This window comes from Pseudomonas sputi, from assembly GCF_021603585.1.
In the GTDB taxonomy this organism is placed as follows: domain Bacteria; phylum Pseudomonadota; class Gammaproteobacteria; order Pseudomonadales; family Pseudomonadaceae; genus Aquipseudomonas; species Aquipseudomonas sputi.
Window position 1 is genome coordinate 251,180 of sequence record NZ_BQHI01000005.1, and the last position, 20,165, is coordinate 271,344.

At 61.5% G+C, this 20,165-nt stretch carries 19 protein-coding genes; 13 read left to right on the forward strand and 6 right to left on the reverse strand.

The genetic code is table 11. The features are described 5' to 3' along the window. Positions 1-96: 96 nt before the first annotated feature. From L6D81_RS09885 to L6D81_RS09895, 3 genes are all read right to left on the reverse strand, one after another. A complete protein-coding gene (locus L6D81_RS09885) occupies positions 97-582 on the reverse strand; it encodes an Hcp family type VI secretion system effector (RefSeq protein WP_236178905.1) in 486 nt (161 codons plus the stop codon). A 90-nt stretch (positions 583-672) separates the two neighbouring features. After that, on the reverse strand, positions 673-1,497 hold the full coding sequence (locus L6D81_RS09890) for an SDR family oxidoreductase (RefSeq protein ID WP_236178906.1): 825 nt from the start codon (positions 1,495-1,497) through the stop codon (positions 673-675). Positions 1,498-1,620: 123 nt separating this feature from the next. Further along, entirely contained in the window at positions 1,621-2,661 is a 1,041-nt protein-coding gene (locus tag L6D81_RS09895) for a threonine aldolase family protein (protein ID WP_039768015.1), read from the reverse strand. A 126-nt stretch (positions 2,662-2,787) separates the two neighbouring features. On the opposite strand from L6D81_RS09895, the gene L6D81_RS09900 reads away from it, so the two are divergent. The 8 genes from L6D81_RS09900 to fdhA all read left to right on the forward strand — a co-directional run bounded on the left by L6D81_RS09900 (position 2,788) and on the right by fdhA (position 12,607). Next, positions 2,788-3,498, forward strand: coding sequence for a TraX family protein (locus L6D81_RS09900; protein WP_236178907.1), 711 nt, complete (start codon positions 2,788-2,790; stop codon positions 3,496-3,498). Positions 3,499-3,654: 156 nt separating this feature from the next. After that, positions 3,655-4,908 carry a serine hydroxymethyltransferase gene (gene glyA / locus L6D81_RS09905; protein ID WP_236178908.1) on the forward strand — a complete coding sequence of 418 codons (1,254 nt, stop codon included), beginning with the start codon at positions 3,655-3,657 and terminating at the stop codon, positions 4,906-4,908. Between the two features lie 20 nt (positions 4,909-4,928). After that, entirely contained in the window at positions 4,929-6,179 is a 1,251-nt protein-coding gene (locus L6D81_RS09910; RefSeq protein WP_003206307.1) for a sarcosine oxidase subunit beta, read from the forward strand. 14 nt (positions 6,180-6,193) lie between these two features. Continuing rightward, positions 6,194-6,523 carry a sarcosine oxidase subunit delta gene (locus L6D81_RS09915; RefSeq protein WP_011336273.1) on the forward strand — a complete coding sequence of 110 codons (330 nt, stop codon included), beginning with the start codon at positions 6,194-6,196 and terminating at the stop codon, positions 6,521-6,523. Beyond that, entirely contained in the window at positions 6,520-9,537 is a 3,018-nt protein-coding gene (locus tag L6D81_RS09920; protein WP_236178909.1) for a sarcosine oxidase subunit alpha, read from the forward strand. The genes L6D81_RS09915 and L6D81_RS09920 overlap by 4 nt, the downstream gene beginning before the upstream one ends. Positions 9,538-9,684: 147 nt before the next feature. Further along, entirely contained in the window at positions 9,685-10,317 is a 633-nt protein-coding gene (locus tag L6D81_RS09925; protein WP_236178910.1) for a sarcosine oxidase subunit gamma, read from the forward strand. Between the two features lie 133 nt (positions 10,318-10,450). Further along, positions 10,451-11,308 (forward strand): formyltetrahydrofolate deformylase, encoded by an 858-nt coding sequence (purU, locus tag L6D81_RS09930; RefSeq protein ID WP_007959808.1) that lies wholly within the window; start codon positions 10,451-10,453, stop codon positions 11,306-11,308. A 99-nt stretch (positions 11,309-11,407) separates the two neighbouring features. Further along, positions 11,408-12,607 carry a formaldehyde dehydrogenase, glutathione-independent gene (gene fdhA, locus L6D81_RS09935; protein ID WP_011336270.1) on the forward strand — a complete coding sequence of 400 codons (1,200 nt, stop codon included), beginning with the start codon at positions 11,408-11,410 and terminating at the stop codon, positions 12,605-12,607. A 59-nt stretch (positions 12,608-12,666) separates the two neighbouring features. On the opposite strand, the gene L6D81_RS09940 is transcribed toward fdhA, so the two are convergent. Next, on the reverse strand, positions 12,667-12,975 hold the full coding sequence (locus L6D81_RS09940; RefSeq protein WP_236178911.1) for a hypothetical protein: 309 nt from the start codon (positions 12,973-12,975) through the stop codon (positions 12,667-12,669). A gap of 264 nt (positions 12,976-13,239) precedes the next feature. Between L6D81_RS09940 and L6D81_RS09945 the strand changes: the two genes are divergently transcribed. Continuing rightward, entirely contained in the window at positions 13,240-13,797 is a 558-nt protein-coding gene (locus L6D81_RS09945; RefSeq protein WP_039768021.1) for a DUF2780 domain-containing protein, read from the forward strand. A 1-nt stretch (position 13,798) separates the two neighbouring features. Here L6D81_RS09945 and L6D81_RS09950 read toward each other — a convergent pair whose 3' ends face one another. Continuing rightward, positions 13,799-14,686, reverse strand: coding sequence for an acyltransferase (locus L6D81_RS09950; protein WP_236178912.1), 888 nt, complete (start codon positions 14,684-14,686; stop codon positions 13,799-13,801). Positions 14,687-14,860: 174 nt separating this feature from the next. Here L6D81_RS09950 and rloA2 point away from each other — a divergent pair, with 174 nt between their 5' ends. From rloA2 to creC, 3 genes are all read left to right on the forward strand, one after another. Next, positions 14,861-15,364: a retropepsin-like aspartic peptidase RloA2 gene (gene rloA2 / locus L6D81_RS09955; RefSeq protein WP_007959815.1), complete on the forward strand. Its 504-nt coding sequence runs from the start codon at positions 14,861-14,863 to the stop codon at positions 15,362-15,364. Between the two features lie 73 nt (positions 15,365-15,437). Next, positions 15,438-16,118 (forward strand): two-component system response regulator CreB, encoded by a 681-nt coding sequence (gene creB, locus L6D81_RS09960; RefSeq protein WP_236178913.1) that lies wholly within the window; start codon positions 15,438-15,440, stop codon positions 16,116-16,118. Next, positions 16,118-17,536: a two-component system sensor histidine kinase CreC gene (creC, locus tag L6D81_RS09965; RefSeq protein ID WP_236178914.1), complete on the forward strand. Its 1,419-nt coding sequence runs from the start codon at positions 16,118-16,120 to the stop codon at positions 17,534-17,536. The genes creB and creC overlap by 1 nt, the downstream gene beginning before the upstream one ends. A 24-nt stretch (positions 17,537-17,560) precedes the next feature. On the opposite strand, the gene L6D81_RS09970 is transcribed toward creC, so the two are convergent. Further along, on the reverse strand, positions 17,561-18,571 hold the full coding sequence (locus L6D81_RS09970; protein ID WP_236178915.1) for an acyltransferase family protein: 1,011 nt from the start codon (positions 18,569-18,571) through the stop codon (positions 17,561-17,563). A gap of 168 nt (positions 18,572-18,739) precedes the next feature. Here L6D81_RS09970 and creD point away from each other — a divergent pair, with 168 nt between their 5' ends. Next, on the forward strand, positions 18,740-20,110 hold the full coding sequence (gene creD, locus L6D81_RS09975; protein ID WP_236178916.1) for a cell envelope integrity protein CreD: 1,371 nt from the start codon (positions 18,740-18,742) through the stop codon (positions 20,108-20,110). Positions 20,111-20,165: the final 55 nt, after the last annotated feature.

A 20,165-nucleotide genomic window follows, 5' to 3' on the forward strand; every position in this document is an offset into this window, starting at 1 on the left:
CTCCGTAAGCCAGATGGCGAGCGCCAGTGGTCAGTGCCTGTGCCAGCAGTTTATGGGCAGAGCTCTGCACATCGCAGAGATCATGTCGCGGAGAATTCAATCCTCTTCGCCCCACGAGGCATAACCGGTGGTTCCTGCGATGTGATGGACCCAACTGATTTCTCGATAACGAAAGGCCAGTTGCTCTTGAGGTTCGGCGTCGTTTTGCAGGATCGCGTGTGGCAAATCCAGGGAGAGATCAACCAGCACGGCACCATCGATGGAGACGGAATAGAACTTCTCTTGCTGACCTTGAGGGGACGTTCGGTAGAGGCTGATCCTGCAGCTGACTTCTTCTCGGTTTGCAAGCGCCTGCGCCAGCAGCGGGGAGGACTTGTCGAGCCTTTTGGTAATGATGACCGGGGCATGCGTGGGATGGTTGATGTTGCCGGCGTTGGTCATGTTGTGGCTGTAGGACAGCACCATGATTTCATCGGTGTGCGCCGCCTGAAAGGTATTGCCGACGGACTCGGCTGTTGAACATCCTGCTGAAATCAGTCCCTGGGTTTTACCCTTGATGGTCATGTAGCCGGGGCTCGCCATAGTCTGTACTCCTTGAAACGGGAGTCGGCAGTCTATGGCGAGGTTTGTTTGCTTTATGTAGGACTTGGCGTAGTCCGATTCTGAAATGATTCAGTCAATAAACAGATCGGGCATCAGTTTGTTCTGGCTGTCCGGCTCGTATCGATAGTGATCGAATTCGCTGACGCCGCTCTCGCGCAAGACCTGCTCATCGATCAACAAGCGTCCGTTGATTTGCCGCCCACTGCTGCTCAGAATCACATGCGCCGCATCCGCCATGATCTTCGGCGTCCGCGCATGCTTGAACGACTCCCGATTGCCCAGCTGAAATTCGATGGCCGCCGTGGCGATCATGGTCTGCGGCCACAGCGAATTCACACTGATCCCATAGTTGGCGAATTCCTCGCTCATGCCCACCGTCAGCATGCTCATGCCGTACTTGGTCACGGTGTAGGGGCTGTATTGGGCGAACCATTTGCTGGCGAGGTTCAGCGGCGGTGACAGGTTGAGAATGTGCCCGGAGGATTTCTTCAGGTAGGGCAGGGCTGCCTGGCTGCACAGCAACACCGCGCGGGTATTGATCTGGTGCATCAGGTCGAAACGCTTGAGTTCGATGTGCTGCACACCGGTCAGTTTGATCGCCCCGGCGTTGTTCACCAGCGCATCGATCCCGCCGAAATGTTGATTGGCCTGGGCCAGCGCCTGTCGCACCGCCTCCTCATCACGCACATCCAGTTGCAGCGCCAGTGCCTTGCCGCCCGCCGCTTCGACTTCCGCGGCGACGCTGTGGATGGTGCCGGGCAACTTGGCGTGCGGCTCGGCGCTCTTGGCCGCGATCACGATATTGGCCCCGTCCTTTGCTGCCCGCAGCGCAATCTCGCGCCCGATGCCACGACTGGCACCGGTGATGAACAGGGGTTTGCCTTTCAGCGACATGTGGATGCTCCTGCTTATTGTTATGTGAGCAATGGCTCGACAAACAATGTAGACGATGGAGCTGAAACGGTCCGTCCCTGATCGTTCCCACGCGGGGCCTGGGAACGAGCAGCGGGGAGGGAATCAGGCCGACATGACTTCGCGGATGTCGCGGGCCAGTTCGCGTACGCGTTCTTCTTCGGTGTCCCACGAGCACATGAAGCGGGCGCCGCCCTTGCCGATGAAGGTGTAGAAGCGCCAGTTCCTGGCGGTCAGGGCGGCAATCGCCGGTTCCGAGAGTTGCAGGAACACGCCGTTGGCCTGGACCGGAAACATCAGTTCCACGCCCGGAATGTCGCTGACCAGTTCGGCCAGCAGTTGCGCGCAGTGGTTGGCGTGGCGGGCGTATTTGAGCCAGGCGTCGTTTTCCAGGATGCCGACCCATGGGGCCGACAGGAAACGCATCTTCGAGGCCAGTTGCCCGGCCTGTTTGCAGCGGTAGTCGAAGTCTTCGGCCAGTTTGTGATTGAAGAACAGGATCGCTTCACCCACCGCCATGCCGTTCTTGGTGCCGCCGAAGCACAGCACGTCGACGCCGGCCTTCCAGGTCAGGTCTGCCGGCGAGCAGCCGAGGAACGCGCAGGCGTTGGAGAAGCGCGCGCCGTCCATGTGCAGGTTCAGGCCCAGTTCCTTGCAGGTGTCGCTGATGGCGCGAACTTCTTCCGGGGTGTAGACGCTGCCGACTTCGGTGGCCTGGGTCAGGGTTACCACGCGCGGTTTCGGGTAGTGGATGTCCTGGCGCTTGAGCGCGACTTCGCGGATCGAGGCCGGGGTGATCTTGCCGTTTTCAGTGCCGGCGATCAGCAGTTTCGAACCGTTGGAGAAAAATTCCGGGGCGCCGCATTCGTCGGTTTCGACGTGGGCGGTTTCCGAGCAGATCACGCTGTGGTAACTCTGGCACAGCGACGACAGCGCCAACGAGTTGGCGGCGGTGCCGTTGAAGGCGAAGAACACTTCGCAGTCGGTCTCGAACAGCTTGCGGAAATCATCCGAGGCGCGGGCTGTCCATTCATCGTCGCCATAGGCGCGCTGGTGGCCATGGTTGGCCTGTTCCATGGCAGCCCAGGCTTCGGGGCAGATACCGGAATAGTTGTCGCTGGCGAATTGTTGGCTCTTGTCGGTCATGGCCGCTTCCGTGGTCGGTGCGCTTGTGGCGCTCCGTTGGTCAATGAGGGTGCGCACTTTACCGAAGATCATCCGGGGAGCACACGGGATGTCGCTGTCAGAACTTTACAAGGATGCGAGCCGATTATGCACCTGAGCCAGCGCGACGGCGCACTCGATCTGCTCAAGTGGCTGGCATTGCTGAGCATGCTGCTCGATCACCTGCGATATGTCGGGATCAGCGCCGATTGGCTGTATGTGCCGGGGCGGCTGGCGTTTCCGTGGTTCTGTCTGGCGATGGCGGCGAATCTGGCGCGGGACGGCGCGCGCAAGACCGAATGGCGCTATCTGGGCTGGTTGCTGCTGTTCAGCCTGCTTAGCGAAATTCCCTACCGTTTGTACATTCCCGAGCCCGACACCCTGAACGTGATGCCCACCCTGGCGCTGGGCCTGCTGGCGGCGCGGGGCTGGCAGGATCGAACGGCGATTTCGCGACTGCTGGGCGTCAGCGCCTTACTGATAGCGGCGTTGTTCCCGGAGCGACTGATGTTCGGTCTGTTCGGTGTCCTGCTGCCGCTGGCGATGTTGCTGGTGTTTCGCAAGTCCTGGTATTTCAGCCTGTTGCCGGGGCTGGTGTGTCTGGCGGCGAATCAATGGCCGGTGCTCTTTGAATCTGCGCAGTTCGGGAATGCCGTCGCCATCCTCGGCATTGCGACCTGCCTGATCGCACCACTGCTCGGAATGTGCCTGTTGCGACACGCCACTTACCTGCACGCGCCACCCATGCGGCGCTGGGCGTATGGGCTCTATCCCGCGCATTTCATGGTTCTTCTGGCCTTGCGCCAGCTGCTTGTTTGAGTCCGTCGCCGTCGCCATGTCGTAAACGCACCTTTGCGTGGCGTCCGTAGGCATTTGACCTCCCGGCGCCGGTCATACCATCGCATCAAAGGGCACTGCCTAAACGCCGTGCCTTACCGAGACGAATGGCGCACAGATGCCGCTGGGAGAGACGCGATGTTCAGCAAGCAAGACCAGATCCAGGGTTACGACGATGCACTGCTGGCGGCGATGAATGCCGAGGAGCAACGTCAGGAAGATCACATCGAGCTGATCGCGTCGGAGAACTACACCAGCAAACGCGTGATGCAAGCGCAAGGCAGCGGCCTGACCAACAAATACGCCGAAGGCTATCCGGGCAAGCGCTACTACGGTGGCTGCGAGCACGTCGACAAGGTCGAAGCGCTGGCCATCGAGCGCGCCAAGCAACTGTTCGGCGCCGATTACGCCAACGTCCAGCCGCACTCCGGTTCCTCGGCCAACAGCGCCGTGTACCTGGCCCTGCTGCAAGCGGGCGACACCATTCTCGGCATGAGCCTGGCCCACGGTGGTCACCTGACCCACGGCGCCAAGGTCTCGTCCTCGGGCAAGCTGTACAACGCCGTGCAGTACGGCATCGACACCAACACCGGCCTGATCGATTACGACGAAGTCGAGCGTCTGGCTGTCGAGTGCAAACCGAAAATGATCGTCGCCGGTTTCTCGGCCTACTCGAAAACCCTCGACTTCCCGCGCTTCCGTCAGATCGCCGACAAGGTCGGTGCGCTGCTGTTCGTCGACATGGCCCACGTCGCCGGTCTGGTGGCGGCCGGTCTGTACCCGAATCCGCTGCCGTACGCCGACGTGGTCACCACCACCACCCACAAGACCCTGCGCGGTCCGCGTGGCGGCCTGATCCTGGCCAAGGCCAACGAAGAGATCGAGAAGAAGCTCAACGCCGCCGTATTCCCCGGCGCCCAGGGCGGCCCGCTGATGCACGTCATCGCCGGCAAGGCCGTGTGCTTCAAGGAAGCGCTGGAGCCTGGCTTCAAGGCCTATCAGCAACAAGTGATCGACAACGCCCAGGCGATGGCGAGCGTATTTATCAAACGTGGCTACGATGTAGTGTCCGGCGGCACCGACAATCACCTGTTCCTGGTCAGCCTGATCCGTCAGGGTCTCACCGGCAAAGACGCCGACGCCGCCCTCGGTCGTGCGCACATCACCGTCAACAAGAACGCCGTACCGAACGACCCGCAGTCGCCGTTCGTCACCTCCGGCCTGCGTATCGGCACCCCGGCGGTGACCACTCGCGGCTTCAAGGTGACCCAGTGCGTGACGCTGGCCGGCTGGATCTGCGACATCCTCGACAACCTCGGCGATGCCGATGTCGAGGCCAACGTTGCCCAGCAGGTTTCGGCCCTGTGCGCTGACTTCCCGGTTTATCGCTGAGCGTTCTGGAGTACATGACTATGCAACGCTATTCGGGCTTCGGCCTCTTCAAACACTCCCTCAGCCACCACGAAAACTGGCAGCGCATGTGGCGCACGCCGACCCCGAAAAAGGTCTACGACGTGGTCATCGTCGGCGGCGGCGGGCACGGTCTGGCGACTGCCTACTACCTGGCCAAAGAACACGGCATCACCAACGTGGCCGTGGTCGAGAAGGGCTGGCTGGGCGGCGGCAACACCGCGCGCAACACCACCATCGTCCGCTCCAACTACCTGTGGGACGAGTCGGCGCACCTGTACGAACACGCGATGAAACTGTGGGAAGGCCTTTCGCAAGACCTGAACTACAACGTGATGTTCTCCCAGCGCGGCGTCTACAACCTGTGCCACACCCTGCAGGACATCCGTGATTCCGAGCGTCGGGTCAGCGCCAACCGCCTCAACGGCGTCGACGGCGAACTGCTCAACGCCAAGCAGGTGGCGGACGAGATCCCGTACCTCGATTGCTCGAAAAACACCCGCTACCCGGTGATGGGCGCAACTGTCCAACGTCGCGGCGGCGTGGCCCGTCACGATGCCGTGGCCTGGGGCTTTGCCCGTGCCGCCGACGCCTTGGGCGTGGACTTGATCCAGCAGACCGAAGTGATCGGTTTCCGCAAGGAAAACGGCGTGTGCATCGGTGTTGAAACCAACAAGGGCTTCATCGGCGCCAAGCGCGTCGGCGTGGTCACCGCCGGTAACTCCGGGCACATGGCCAAGCTCGCCGGTTTCCGTCTGCCGATCGAATCCCACCCGCTGCAGGCGCTGGTGTCCGAGCCGATCAAGCCGATCATCGACAGCGTGATCATGTCCAACGCCGTGCACGGTTACATCAGCCAGTCCGACAAGGGCGACCTGGTGATCGGCGCCGGTATCGACGGCTACAACGGTTACGGCCAGCGCGGTTCGTACCCGGTGATCGAGCACACCATCCAGGCCATCGTCGAGATGTTCCCGGTGCTGTCGCGGGTACGCATGAACCGTCAGTGGGGCGGCATCGTCGACACCACGCCGGATGCCTGCCCGATCATTTCGAAAACCCCGGTACCGAACATGTTCTTCAACTGCGGTTGGGGCACCGGTGGCTTCAAGGCGACACCTGGCTCGGGCAACGTGTTTGCCGCAAGCCTGGCCAAGGGTGAAATGCACCCGCTGGCCGCACCTTTCTCCATCGACCGTTTCCACAACGGTGCGTTGATCGACGAACACGGCGCTGCGGCTGTCGCCCACTAACAGGAGAAATCCCCATGTTGCATATCTTCTGTCCTCACTGCGGCGAACTGCGCTCCGAAGAGGAATTCCACGCATCCGGCCAGGCGCACATTCCGCGTCCGCTGGATCCGAACAGCTGCACCGACGAGGAGTGGGGCGACTACATGTTCTTCCGCGACAACCCTCGCGGTCTGCACCACGAGTTGTGGGATCACGTCGCCGGTTGCCGCCAGTACTTCAACGTCACCCGCGACACCGTGACCTACGAGATTCTCGAAACCTACAAGATCGGCACCAAGCCGCAATTCACCGACAAGGCTGACACTGCGAAAACAGCCACGACGGCGCTGGGAGAGAAGGTATGAGCCAGACCAATCGCCTGTCCAACGGTGGACGGATCGACCGCAACAAAGTGCTGAGCTTCACCTTCAACGGCCAGACCTACAAAGGTTTTGAAGGCGACTCGCTGGCCGCAGCCCTGCTGGCCAACGGCGTCGACATCATTGGCCGCAGCTTCAAGTATTCGCGTCCGCGCGGCATCTTCGCCGCCGGTGCCGAAGAGCCGAACGCGGTGCTGCAGATCGGTGCGACCGAAGCGACCCAGATTCCTAACGTGCGCGCCACGCAACAGGCGTTGTACCAAGGGCTGGTTGCCACCAGCACCAATGGCTGGCCAAGCGTCAACAACGACATGATGGGGATTCTCGGCAAGGTCGGCGGCAAGCTGATGCCGCCGGGTTTCTACTACAAAACCTTCATGTACCCGCAATCGTTCTGGATGACTTACGAGAAGTACATTCGTAAGGCCGCAGGTTTAGGCCGTTCGCCGACCGAGGTCGATCCGGACACCTACGACTACATGAACCAGCATTGCGACGTGCTGATCGTCGGCGCCGGCCCGGCCGGTCTGGCCGCTGCCCTGGCGGCTGCGCGCAGCGGTGCGCGGGTGATCATCGCCGATGAACAGGAAGAGTTCGGCGGCAGCCTGCTCGACTCCCGCGAAAGCCTCGACGGCAAACCGGCGATGGAATGGGTGGCCGGCGTCATCGCTGAACTGAAGAACACCCCGGACGTGCTGCTGTTGCCGCGCGCCACGGTCAACGGCTACCACGACCACAACTTCCTGACCATTCACGAACGCCTCACCGATCACCTCGGTGACCGCGCGCCGATCGGCCAGGTGCGTCAGCGCATCCACCGCGTCCGCGCCAAGCGTGTGGTGCTGGCGACCGGCGCACACGAGCGTCCGCTGGTCTACGGCAACAACGACGTGCCGGGCAACATGCTCGCCGGCGCTGTGTCGACTTATGTGCGCCGTTATGGCGTGGCTCCGGGCAAGAAGCTGGTGCTGTCGACCAACAACGATCACGCCTACCGCGTGGCGCTGGACTGGCTCGACGCCAGCCTGCAAGTGGTCGCCATCGCCGACGCCCGCAGCAATCCGCGCGGCGCACTGGTGGAAGAAGCCCGCGCCAAAGGCATTCGCATCCTCACCGGCAGCGCCGTGATCGAGGCCCGTGGCAGCAAGCACGTGACCGCTGCCCGCGTGGCGGCCATCGATGTCAAAGGCCACAAGGTCACCAGCCCGGGCGAATGGCTCGACTGCGACCTGATCGCCAGCTCCGGCGGTTACAGCCCGGTGGTTCACCTGGCGTCGCACCTGGGCGGCAAGCCGATCTGGCGCGAAGACATCCTCGGTTTTGTACCGGGCGAAGCACCGCAGAAACGTGTGTGCGTCGGTGGCATCAACGGCGTGTACGGCCTCGGCGATTCCCTGGCTGACGGTTTCGAAGGCGGCGTGCGCGCTGCATCCGAAGCCGGTTTCCAGACCGTTGAAGCCGTGTTGCCGAAAGCCCTGAGCCGTGTGGAAGAACCAACCCTGGCGCTGTTCCAGGTGCCGCACGAAAAAGGCACTTCCCGGGCGCCGAAGCAATTCGTCGACTTGCAGAACGACGTGACCGCCGCCGCCATCGAACTGGCGACCCGCGAAGGTTTCGAGTCGGTCGAGCACGTCAAGCGCTACACCGCGCTGGGCTTCGGCACCGATCAGGGCAAGCTCGGCAACGTCAACGGCCTGGCGATTGCCGCCCGTTCGCTGAACGTGACCATCCCGCAGATGGGCACCACGATGTTCCGCCCGAACTACACGCCGGTGACGTTTGGCGCGGTAGCCGGCCGTCACTGCGGACACATCTTCGAACCGGTGCGTTACACCGCACTGCATCAATGGCACCTGAAAAACGGCGCCGAGTTCGAAGACGTCGGCCAATGGAAACGTCCGTGGTACTTCCCGAAAAACGGCGAAGACATGCATGCGGCGGTCAAACGCGAATGCAAGGCTGTGCGCGACAGCGTCGGTCTGCTGGACGCTTCGACCCTGGGCAAGATCGACATCCAGGGCCCGGACGCCCGCGAGTTCCTCAACCGCGTGTACACCAACGCCTGGACCAAGCTCGATGTGGGCAAGGCCCGTTACGGCCTGATGTGCAAGGAAGACGGCATGGTCTTCGACGACGGGGTGACGGCGTGTCTGGCCGACAACCACTTCGTCATGACCACCACCACCGGCGGCGCGGCTCGCGTGCTGCAGTGGCTGGAGCTGTACCACCAGACCGAATGGCCGGACCTGAAGGTGTACTTCACCTCTGTCACCGACCACTGGGCGACCATGACGCTGTCCGGCCCGAACAGCCGCAAGCTGCTCAGCGCCGTGACCGACATCGATCTGGCCAACGAAGCGTTCCCGTTCATGACCTGGAAAGAAGGTCTGGTCGGTGGTGTGCCGGCGCGGGTGTTCCGCATTTCGTTTACCGGTGAGCTGTCGTACGAAGTCAACGTCCAGGCCGATTACGCGATGGGCGTGCTGGAAAAAATCGTCGAGGCGGGCAAGCAGTACAACCTGACGCCGTACGGCACCGAAACCATGCACGTGCTGCGGGCCGAGAAGGGCTTCATCATCGTCGGCCAGGACACGGACGGCTCGATGACCCCGGACGACCTGAACATGGGCTGGTGCGTCGGTCGCACCAAACCGTTCTCGTGGATCGGCCAGCGCGGCATGAACCGTGAAGACTGCGTGCGTGACCAGCGTAAACAGCTGGTGGGCCTCAAGCCGATCGATCCGAACGTCTGGCTGCCGGAAGGTGCACAGCTGGTGTTCAACACCAAGCAGTCGATCCCGATGACCATGGTCGGCCACGTGACCTCCAGCTACGCGCACAACTCCCTCGGCTATTCGTTTGCCATGGGCGTGGTGAAGGGCGGTCTCAAGCGCATGGGCGAGCGGGTGTTCGCACCGCTGGCGGACGGCAGCGTGATCGAGGCGGAAATCGTTTCTTCGGTGTTCTTCGATCCGAAAGGCGATCGCCAGAACATTTGACACTGATCGTTCCCACGTCGAGGCGTCGAACCGTCTGCGTGGGAATGCATCCCGGGACGCTCCGCGTCCCAAGAGCGGACGCAGAGCGTCCATGGCGGCATTCCCACGCAGAGCGTGGGAACGATCAAACAAAAGAATAGGTGTTTTATGACCGCAGCCAACGTTTACCAACAACGCCCGACCACCGGGGCCAAGGCCGAGTCGTCGCTGCATCACGCCGACCTCGCCAGCCTGGTCGGCAAGGGCCGCAAGACCGCCGGCGTGACCGTGCGCGAGAAGAAACTCCTCGGCCATCTGACCATTCGTGGCGACGGCCACGATGCCGCGTTCGCTGCCGGTGTGCACAAGGCGCTGGGCATCGAATTGCCGGGTGCCCTGAGCGTGATCGTCAAAGGTGAATCCAGCCTGCAATGGATGGGCCCGGACGAGTGGCTGCTGATCGTGCCGAGCGGCGAAGAGTTCGCTGCCGAGCAGAAACTGCGCGAAGCGCTGGGCGATTTGCACATCGCGATCGTCAACGTCAGCGGTGGCCAGCAGTTGCTCGAACTGAGCGGCCCGAACGTGCGTCAGGTGCTGATGAAATCCACCAGCTACGACGTGCACCCGAACAACTTCCCGGTCGGCAAGGCTGTGGGCACGGTGTTCGCCAAGTCGCAGTTGATGATCCGCCACACCGCCGAAGACACCTGGGAGCTGCTGATTCGTCGCAGCTTCTCGGATTACTGGTGGCTGTGGTTGCAGGATGCTTCGGCTGAGTACGGGCTTAGCGTTCAGGCGTAAATGATCGTTCCCACGCTTTGCGTGGGAACGCATCCCGGGACGCTCCGCGTCCCAAGAGCGGACGCAGAGCGTCCATGGCGGCGTTCCCGCGCAGAGCGTGGGAACGATCAGAGGCCTGACCCAGGAGAAAACGATGAGCCGCGCCCCGGATACATGGATTCTGACCGCCGACTGCCCCAGCGTTCTCGGCACCGTGGACGCGGTGACGCGTTTTCTGTTCGAGCAGGGCTGCTACGTCACCGAGCACCACTCGTTCGATGACCGACTCTCGGGCCGGTTCTTCATTCGTGTGGAGTTCCGTCAGCCCGACGGCTTCGACGAGCAATCCTTCCGCGCCGGCCTCGCCGAACGCGGTCAGGCGTTCGGCATGATTTTCGAGCTGACGGCGCCGAACTACCGGCCAAAAGTGGTGATCATGGTCTCCAAGGCCGATCACTGCCTCAACGACTTGCTCTACCGCCAGCGCATCGGCCAGTTGTCGATGGACGTGGCGGCGGTGGTGTCGAACCACCCGGACCTCAAGCCGCTGGCCGACTGGCACCAGATTCCCTACTACCATTTCCCTCTCGACCCCAACGACAAACCGGCCCAGGAGCGGCAGGTGTGGCAGGTGATCGAGGAGGCCGGTGCCGAACTGGTGATCCTCGCCCGCTACATGCAGGTGCTGTCGCCGGAGCTGTGCCGCAAGCTCGATGGCAAGGCGATCAACATTCATCACTCGCTGCTGCCGGGTTTCAAGGGCGCCAAGCCGTATCACCAGGCCTACAACAAGGGCGTGAAACTGGTGGGCGCCACCGCGCACTACATCAACAACGACCTCGACGAGGGGCCGATCATCGCCCAGGGCGTCGAGGCGGTGGATCACAGTCATTACCCCGAAGACCTGATCGCCAAGGGTCGCGACATCGAAGGCCTGACCCTGGCCCGGGCCGTGGGGTATCACATTGAGCGGAGGGTGTTTCTGAACGCCAATCGCACCGTCGTTCTTTGAGTCACAAGCAACGCAAAACCAACAAGCAATAACCCGAGCACTTAACGCGCGGCCTGCCTGGGCGGCGCGGTTCCATAAAAACAACAGCGAGGTGAAAGCATGTCTGGCAATCGTGGTGTGGTGTATCTCGGCGCTGGCAAGGTCGAAGTACAGAAAATCGACTATCCGAAAATGCAGGATCCGCGCGGCAGGAAGATCGAGCACGGTGTCATCCTGCGTGTGGTTTCAACCAACATTTGCGGCTCCGACCAGCACATGGTGCGCGGCCGTACCACCGCCCAGGTTGGTCTGGTGCTGGGGCACGAGATCACCGGTGAGGTGATCGAGAAGGGCAGCGACGTCGAAAGCCTGAAAATCGGCGATCTGGTGTCCGTGCCGTTCAACGTGGCTTGCGGGCGCTGCCGTTCCTGCAAGGAGCAACACACCGGCGTCTGCCTGACCGTCAACCCGGCCCGCGCTGGCGGTGCCTACGGTTACGTCGACATGGGCGACTGGACCGGCGGCCAGGCCGAATACGTGCTGGTGCCGTACGCCGACTTCAACCTGCTGAAACTGCCGGATCGCGACAAGGCCATGGAGAAAATCCGTGACCTGACCTGCCTCTCCGACATTCTGCCGACCGGTTACCACGGTGCCGTCACCGCTGGCGTCGGGCCGGGCAGCACCGTCTACATTGCCGGCGCCGGCCCGGTCGGTCTGGCCGCTGCCGCCTCCGCCCGTTTGCTCGGCGCTGCGGTGGTGATCGTCGGCGACGTCAACACCATCCGCCTGGCTCACGCCAAGGCTCAGGGTTTTGAAATCGTCGACCTGTCGAAAGACACCCCGCTGCACGAACAGATCGCCGCGCTGCTGGGCGAGCCTGAAGTGGATTGCGCGGTGGACTGCGTGGGCTTCGAAGCCCGTGGTCATGGTCACGACGGCGTCAAATCCGAAGCCCCGGCCACCGTGCTCAACTCGCTGATGGGCGTGGTGCGCGTCGCCGGCAAGATCGGTATTCCGGGCCTGTACGTGACCGAAGATCCGGGTGCCGTGGACGCTGCCGCGAAAATGGGCAGCCTGAGCATTCGCTTCGGCCTGGGCTGGGCCAAATCCCACAGCTTCCACACCGGTCAGACTCCAGTGATGAAGTACAACCGCCAACTGATGCAGGCGATCATGTGGGACCGCATCAACATCGCTGAAGTGGTGGGCGTACAGGTCATCAGCCTCGATCAGGCTCCGGAGGGGTATGGCGAGTTCGATGCGGGTGTGCCGAAGAAGTTTGTGATTGATCCGCACAAGTTGTTCAGTGCGGCGTAAGTTTCAGCCACAAAAAAGAGCAACCCGTCGGTTGCTCTTTTTTTTTAAATCAGTCCTGACTATTTGAATGCGCATTTGCTGGCATCACCGTCAGTAACCGCACAATCGTCACCTTTCCAATTGCTTCCCGTGCCCTTGACCGGAGTTTCGAGTCTGAGGCCAGATGAGGCACCAACGTCGTCTTTGCCTTCGTAACGGCAAATGACAAGTGAACTGTCGCTGCTTCCGTCCTTGATGCGTGCAGAGGTAAAGGTAAGGTCTTCGGCGCTACTCGAACCGGTTACCGAGAGCGTCGGACAGTTAACTGCATAGGCGCTGCTCATCATCGCCAGACAAATCAAGGCCCCCGACATCATTTTCAACTTCATTGCTTGTACTCCGTTACAGGATGGGAGGTCATATCCTCGGTTTTCCTTCTCGCCTTTCCTACTGTCATAAATGACAGTTTTTTAGATCTGTTTGTAATAGGTTCCTGAGTATTGAGAAGGCGACGAGCTATCGAACAGTGCTTGGCGGATCCCTCTGGAGTGAAACGGCTGGCCTCAGACGGAACATGCTGTCGCCTACCCGGTCAAACCGGCAGTTTGATCGCCTGTATCCAGGCGGTCTTCACGCCACAAGAGGATGTCTGAATGAAGATTTCACGCGGTTTTGCCCTGGCATCGCTCCTGACCCTGGCGGCAGGGCCGGTGTTTGCCGGTTTCAGTTTGAATGATGTAGCCGGCGTGGTATCGGGCATGCAGGGCGGGGACAAGGCTGCAACCGCAGCGCCGACCTCGGAAACCGCAGGCTTGTTGAGTGCACTGAGCGCGCTGGACTTGACGCCTCAACAAGCGGTGGGTGGCACCAGTGCCATGTTGGGCCTGGCGAAGAATCAATTGAGCAGCACCGATTATTCCGAACTGGCCAAGGAAGTGCCGGGTATCGACCAGTTGTCGGGTGGCGCTGGCAGTCTGGCGGCGTTGAGCGGCTTGCTCGGCTCATCGGGCAAGTCCGCCGGGCTGGAAAATGCGCTGGGCAACGTCAAGGACACCAATGACCTGAACAACGCCTTCGGTGCGTTGGGCATGGATAGCGGGATGGTCGGCCAGTTTGCCCCGATCCTCCTGCAATACCTCGGTCAGCAGGGTGTCGGTGGTTCGTTGCTGCAAAGCCTGGGCAGCATCTGGGGCACCGGCACCAACGGTTGACTCAGCGGCGCTCGCCCTTGAGTTCGGCGATGCGCTGATCCTTGAGGGTCCAGAGCTGGTTGACCCAGTTCTGGACCTTCTCGCGAAACGCCGGATCGTTTTCGTAATCACCCTGCCACAGGGCCGGATCCAGCTCGCGGGTCTGGATGTCGACGATCACGCGTGGCACGTTGCCGCTGATCAGGTCCCAGAATCCCGGAATCTTCTGCTGTGGATAAACCACGGTCACATCGAGAATCGCGTCCAGCTGTTCACCCATCGCCGCCAGTACGAACGCCACGCCGCCCGCCTTGGGCTTGAGCAGGTGGCTGAACGGTGACTGCTGCTGAGTGCTTTTGGCAGCGGTGTAACGGGTGCCTTCCAGATAATTCACCACCGTCACCGGCTGACGCTTGAACAGCTCGCAGGCGGCCTTGGTGATTTCCAGATCCTTGCCGGCCAGCTCGGGGTTCTTCGCCAGGAACGCCTTGGTGTAGCGCTTCATGAACGGGTAATCCAGCGCCCACCAGGCCAGGCCAAGAAACGGTACCCAGATCAGCTCTTTCTTGAGGAAAAACTTGAAGAACGGCGTGCGCCGGTTGAGGGTCTGGATCAGCGCCGGGATATCGACCCAGGACTGATGGTTGCTGATCACCAGGTAGGAAGTGTCGCTGCGCAGGTTTTCGCCGCCGCGAATGTCCCATTGCGTGGGGATGCACAGGCGAAAGATCAGCTTGTCGATTTCCGCCCAGGTTTCGGCGATCCACATCACCGCCCACGAGGCGTAATCGCGAAAGCGCCCCGGCAGGATCAGCTTGAGCAGGGCGAACACCATCAGTGGGCCGAAGAGCACGAGGGTGTTGGACAACAGCAGCAGGGTGACGAGACAGCCGGTGAGCAGGCGGCGCATAAGCAACTCTTGGAGAACGGATGGGCGCGCCATGATAAGTGGCTTCGGCCAACAGGCCAAATCCGCCGGTGACGAATGTTTTACCTGTGGTGCGATAACCTGCCGGGAACGTTCATGCGAACAACGGTCTAAAATCTCGCGTCTGACGCCCCCATTTCCCAAGGAAGCCCTTACGTGAAATCCCTCCTTGCACTGCTTTCCCTCGTCGCCCTGCCGGTGCTCGCCGCCGAACCGACCCTGTACGGTCGTTACGAATACATCGCGCTGCCGGAAATCGGCGGTGAAGTGCTCAAGGCCAAGATGGACACTGGCGCACTGACCGCCTCGCTGTCGGCCAAGGACATCGAGACGTTCAAGCGCGACGGCGAAGACTGGGTGCGTTTCCGCCTGGCCACCAAGGACGCCAGCAACAAGGTGTACGAGCACAAGGTCGCGCGGATCAGCAAGATCAAGAGTCGCTCGGATGAAGAAGACGAGGGTGAAAGCACCGAAGTGGCCAAGCGCCCGGTGGTCGATCTGGAGCTGTGCCTGGGCGACGTCAAACGTACCGTGGAGGTCAACCTGACCGACCGCAGCAACTTCAACTACCCGTTACTGATCGGTGCCAAGGCCCTGCGCGAGTTCGGCGCGGCGGTGAACCCGGCGCGTCGCTTCACCGCTGACAAACCTGATTGCTGAAACAAGTGGTCTCATTGACGTAACGCCGGGCTTGGGGCACCGTTCGCGCACTTAATCCACAGGCTCGGACGCCATGCCTCATATCCTGATTGTCGAAGACGAAGCGGCGATTGCCGATACGTTGATTTTTGCCTTGCAGGGCGAGGGCTTCACCACGACCTGGCTGAGCCTGGGCGCGGCGGCGCTGGAGCATCAGCGCCAGACCCCGGCGGATCTGATCATCCTCGATATCGGTCTGCCGGACATCAGCGGCTTCGAAACCTGCAAGCAGCTGCGTCGCTTCAGTGAAGTGCCGGTGCTGTTTCTCAGCGCCCGCAACGCCGAGATCGACCGGGTGGTGGGCCTGGAGATCGGCGCCGACGATTACGTGGTCAAGCCGTTCAGCCCACGGGAAGTGGCGGCGCGGGTCCGGGCGATTCTCAAGCGCATGGCACCGCGCCCGATCATCGAGGCGTCCTCGGCGTTGTTTCGCATCGATCCCGAACGCGTGCAGATCAGCTATCGCGGCCAGCCCCTGAGCCTGACCCGCCACGAATTCCGTCTGCTGCAATGCCTGCTCGAACAACCCGAGCGGGTGTTCAGCCGCGAGCAACTGCTCGATGCGCTGGGCGTGGCGGCGGATGCCGGTTACGAGCGCAGCATCGACAGCCATATCAAGAGCGTGCGCGCCAAATTGCGTCGGGTGCGCGCCGAGGCCGAGCCGATCCAGACCCATCGCGGCCTCGGTTACAGCTACAGCCCGGGGCACAGCTGATGTCGCTGGGGCTGCGGATTTTCCTGGTGTACGTGCTGTTCATCGGCCTCACCGGGTATTTCGTGCTCAACACCGTGATGGAAGAAATCCGCCCCGGCGTGCGCCAGTCCACCGAAGAAACCCTGGTCGATACCGCCAACCTGATGGCGGAAATCCTGCGGGACGATTTCAAGGCCGGCACCCTCAACCAGAATCGCTGGCCGGAACTGCTCCGTGCCTATGGCGAGCGTCAGCCGAAGGCGACGATCTGGGGCCTGGCGAAAAACCAGGTCAACCACCGTATCTACGTCACCGACGCCAAGGGCATCGTGGTGCTGGACTCCAGCGGTCTGGCCGTCGGCCAGGACTACTCGCGCTGGAACGACGTCTACCTGACCCTGCGCGGCGAATACGGCGCACGTTCCAGCCGCAGTGACCCGAATGACCCGAACTCCTCGGTGATGCATGTGGGCGCGCCAATCCGCGACAACGGCGCGATCATCGGCGTAGTCACGGTGGCCAAGCCCAACAGTTCGCTACAACCTTATGTCGATCGCACCGAACGCCGCCTGCTCGGTTACGGCGCTGGATTGATCGGCCTTGGCTTGCTGCTGGGCGCCGTGCTGTCGTGGTGGCTGAGCCGCGCGCTGCACCGTTTGACCGTGTACGCCCAGGCCGTGAGCGAGGGCCGTCGGGTGGCGGTGCCGCACTATCGCGGCGGCGAGCTGGAGCAGTTGGCGACCGCCGTGGAGCAGATGCGCACCCAGCTCGAAGGCAAGGCCTACGTCGAGCGCTATGTGCATACGTTGACTCACGAATTGAAGAGCCCGCTGGCGGCTATCCGCGGTGCCGCCGAGTTGCTGCAGGACGAGATGCCGGCGGATCAGCGATTGCGTTTTGTCGGCAACATCGACAGTGAAAGTGCTCGAATGCAGCAGTTGATCGAGCGCCTGCTCGATCTGGCTCAGGTGGAGCAGCGTCAGGGTCTTGAAGAGCGCGTCGCCGTGCCGCTCGCGGCGTTGGTCGATGAAGTCCTGCAGGCACAGACCGCACGGATTGAAGGGCGACAGCTGAGCATCGAACAGGCCATTCCCACCGATCTGGCGTTGCTCGGCGAGCCGTTTCTGTTGCGCCAGGCCTTGGGCAATCTGCTGGAGAACGCGCTGGACTTCACGCCACCCAAGGGCTTGCTGCGATTTGATGCCGAGCGGGATGGCGGCCAGATTGTGTTTCGCCTGTTCAACGAGGCCGCGCCCATCCCCGATTACGCGCTGACGCGTCTGACCGAGCGCTTTTACTCATTGCCACGTCCTGACAGCGGGCGCAAAAGCACGGGGCTTGGACTGAATTTCGTCGAGGAAGTGGTCAAGCTGCACGGTGGTTCTCTGCGCATCGAGAACCTGACAGGGGGCGTGCAGGTGCAGGTACACCTGCCGTGATCCGCCCGGCAAACCGTCGCCCGCTCAGGACGGCGTTGCCGCCTCGTTGATTCGAGCCTTGTTTCGGCGATGCGCCCATCGCAGCGCCGGTCGCTCGACCCAGTGCCAGGAGGCGATGGCCAGCACGATCACGATCAGCGCCGACAGCATCATGGACGGCACGAACGCCAGTGATGTCTTGTTGATCACCAACTGCTGTACGGGAAACGCATACAGGTAGATGCCGTAGGACAGGTCGAATCGACTCCGGAGGGTGCGATCGACGTAGAGCAGGCCTACACTCAGGGTGGCCAGGCAGATGCACAGGGTGACGATCACCCCGGCCATCGGTGTCCCGATCGCCAGTGAAGCAATCCCGATACAGGCCAGCAGCATGATTGCCAATCGGCGTCTGTCGCCCAGCAATGGCTTGTAGAAGGCCAGCAGCGATCCGGCAAAAAAAGCGATGCCGGCACATCCATACACCGCCAGCTTCTGAGTCAGTGCGGTAGCCGGGCCGTTGCCCAGTACAAAGGTCGCCACGCAGAACAGCACAAGCATCGCCCCCGCTGTCGCCGCCCGTCGGTGCAGACTCAGCACCACTGCCACCAGCAGATAAAAGGCGAATTCGATTTTCAGCGTCCAGAGGCTGCCGTTGAACGACTCGCTGAAGATAAACCCGTCAGTGACGGGCTCGATGTTCGCGCGGCCGAACAGCGAGATGCGCAGAAAATCGATCAGGGCGGCGGGGGTCGTCGCATAACCCTCGGCAAACACCGCGCCCGCCACAAACGTCATGAGGAAGGCGCAAACGATCAGCGCCGGAAAGATGCGCGCGACACGTTTGCTCAGATAGTCAGTGATGCCCTTGGCGTTGAGGAAGCTGTGGGTGATCAGCAGGCCGGAAATCGAAAAGAAGGCAATGACCGCAATGCCACCCAGCGAGTTGTAGCCAGTGATGCCCGGTTCCTGCAATCCGCTCAGGGCAAAGTGATGGCTGACCAGTACCCATATCGCGGCAACGTGCCTGATCAGATCAAATGAGTTGTTGCGCAATCCGGTAGTCCTTTTATTCCAGTCTTGTCCGTCGGTGCCCGGAAGGGCGAATGTTGGTTTTTGTGGAACAGCGTTTTACAGGTATTTCCACGTAAAGCCCACACAACCTCCATAACAAATCCATACAGCGTTTGCAGACTCGCTCCATTCCAACAAGGGAGCGTTCCGATGAACCGAAATCTGACATTCAAACTCGGGGCCATTGCCCTGCTGATCCTGGTGCTGCTGGTGCCGTTGCTGATGATCGACGGCATCATCGACGATCGCCAACAGTTGCGTGACGGTGTGCTCGAAGACATTGCCAGAAGCTCAAGCTACAGCCAGCAACTCAGCGGACCGGTGATGGTTGTGCCGTATCGCAAAGTAGTGCGCACCTGGAAAACCAGAGAGAAGAGCGATGAGCGCTACCAGGAAATTGGCGAGGAGCGTGGACGTCTGTACTTCCTGCCGGAGCGCTTCGAGCTCGACGGTCAAGTGCAGACCGAACTGCGCGCCCGGGGCATTTACGAGGCGCGGCTGTTCCATGCCGATAACCGCATCAGCGGGCATTTCTCCCTGCCGGCGCAGTTGGGGATCAAGGAGGATTTTGCCGATTACACCTTCGATGCGCCGTTTCTGGCGGTCGGCATCAGTGACATTCGCGGGATCGAAAACGCGCTGAAGCTGGAACTGGGCACGCAACGCCTGGACTTCGTGCCCGGCACTCAGGTTGGCTGGCTGGGCGAGGGAGTGCGAGTGACGCTGCCGGCGCTGGACACGGGCAAGACCACGGAACTGGCCTTCGGTTTCGACCTGCGCCTGCAGGGCACCGGCTCGTTGCAGGTGCTGCCGGTGGGCAAGACCAGCCGGGTGAACCTCGCCGCCAACTGGCCGCACCCAAGCTTCATCGGCAACTTCCTGCCGGCCAAACGCGAGATCACCGATCAGGGCTTCACGGCCGACTGGCAGACCTCGTTTTTCTCCACCAACTTGCAAGAAGCAATGAGCCGCTGCGTGTCAGGCAATGATTGCGAGGCGTTCAACGGGCGCAGTTTCGGCGTGAGTTTCATCGATCCGGTAGATCAATATCTGAAGAGCGACCGGGCGATCAAATATGCGCTGCTGTTCATCGTCCTGACGTTCGCCGGTTTCTTCCTGTTCGAAGTGCTGAAAAGCCTGGCGGTGCACCCGGTGCAGTACGCGCTGGTGGGTGTGGCGCTGGCGTTCTTTTATCTGTTGCTGCTGTCGTTGTCGGAGCACATCGGGTTTGCCCTGGCGTATCTGTTGTCGGCCAGCGGTTGCGTGCTGTTGATCGGGTTCTATGTCTGCCACGTATTGCGCAGCGTGCGTCATGGCTTGAGCTTTTCGGCGGGGCTGGCAGCGTTGTACGGTTTGCTCTATGGCCTGCTGAGTGCCGAGGATTACGCACTGCTGATGGGCTCGCTGTTGCTGTTCGGTCTGCTCGGTGTGTTCATGGTGTTGACCCGCAATCTGGACTGGTACGGGATCGGGCAGAAACCGACCAAACCGCTGCAATTCGATATCGGAGCGGTGCAGTGAGCCGGTTCGTGGGCTTGCGTGACGAGCAGCGGGAGGCCGAGGTGTTGATGACGTT

Excerpts from the sequence above, each read along its gene's own strand:
- L6D81_RS09890 (WP_236178906.1), bottom strand. The coding sequence starts at position 1,497 with ATGTCGCTGAAAGGCAAACCCCTGTTCATCACCGGTGCCAGTCGTGGC.
- fdhA (WP_011336270.1), top strand. The coding sequence starts at position 11,408 with ATGTCTGGCAATCGTGGTGTGGTGTATCTCGGCGCTGGCAAGGTCGAA.
- L6D81_RS09900 (WP_236178907.1), top strand. The coding sequence starts at position 2,788 with ATGCACCTGAGCCAGCGCGACGGCGCACTCGATCTGCTCAAGTGGCTG.
- creC (WP_236178914.1), top strand. The coding sequence starts at position 16,118 with ATGTCGCTGGGGCTGCGGATTTTCCTGGTGTACGTGCTGTTCATCGGC.
- creB (WP_236178913.1), top strand. The coding sequence starts at position 15,438 with ATGCCTCATATCCTGATTGTCGAAGACGAAGCGGCGATTGCCGATACG.
- L6D81_RS09925 (WP_236178910.1), top strand. The coding sequence starts at position 9,685 with ATGACCGCAGCCAACGTTTACCAACAACGCCCGACCACCGGGGCCAAG.
- L6D81_RS09945 (WP_039768021.1), top strand. The coding sequence starts at position 13,240 with ATGAAGATTTCACGCGGTTTTGCCCTGGCATCGCTCCTGACCCTGGCG.
- L6D81_RS09910 (WP_003206307.1), top strand. The coding sequence starts at position 4,929 with ATGCAACGCTATTCGGGCTTCGGCCTCTTCAAACACTCCCTCAGCCAC.
- glyA (WP_236178908.1), top strand. The coding sequence starts at position 3,655 with ATGTTCAGCAAGCAAGACCAGATCCAGGGTTACGACGATGCACTGCTG.
- L6D81_RS09920 (WP_236178909.1), top strand. The coding sequence starts at position 6,520 with ATGAGCCAGACCAATCGCCTGTCCAACGGTGGACGGATCGACCGCAAC.
- L6D81_RS09885 (WP_236178905.1), bottom strand. The coding sequence starts at position 582 with ATGGCGAGCCCCGGCTACATGACCATCAAGGGTAAAACCCAGGGACTG.
- L6D81_RS09915 (WP_011336273.1), top strand. The coding sequence starts at position 6,194 with ATGTTGCATATCTTCTGTCCTCACTGCGGCGAACTGCGCTCCGAAGAG.
- L6D81_RS09940 (WP_236178911.1), bottom strand. The coding sequence starts at position 12,975 with ATGAAGTTGAAAATGATGTCGGGGGCCTTGATTTGTCTGGCGATGATG.
- purU (WP_007959808.1), top strand. The coding sequence starts at position 10,451 with ATGAGCCGCGCCCCGGATACATGGATTCTGACCGCCGACTGCCCCAGC.
- L6D81_RS09895 (WP_039768015.1), bottom strand. The coding sequence starts at position 2,661 with ATGACCGACAAGAGCCAACAATTCGCCAGCGACAACTATTCCGGTATC.
- creD (WP_236178916.1), top strand. The coding sequence starts at position 18,740 with ATGAACCGAAATCTGACATTCAAACTCGGGGCCATTGCCCTGCTGATC.
- L6D81_RS09950 (WP_236178912.1), bottom strand. The coding sequence starts at position 14,686 with ATGCGCCGCCTGCTCACCGGCTGTCTCGTCACCCTGCTGCTGTTGTCC.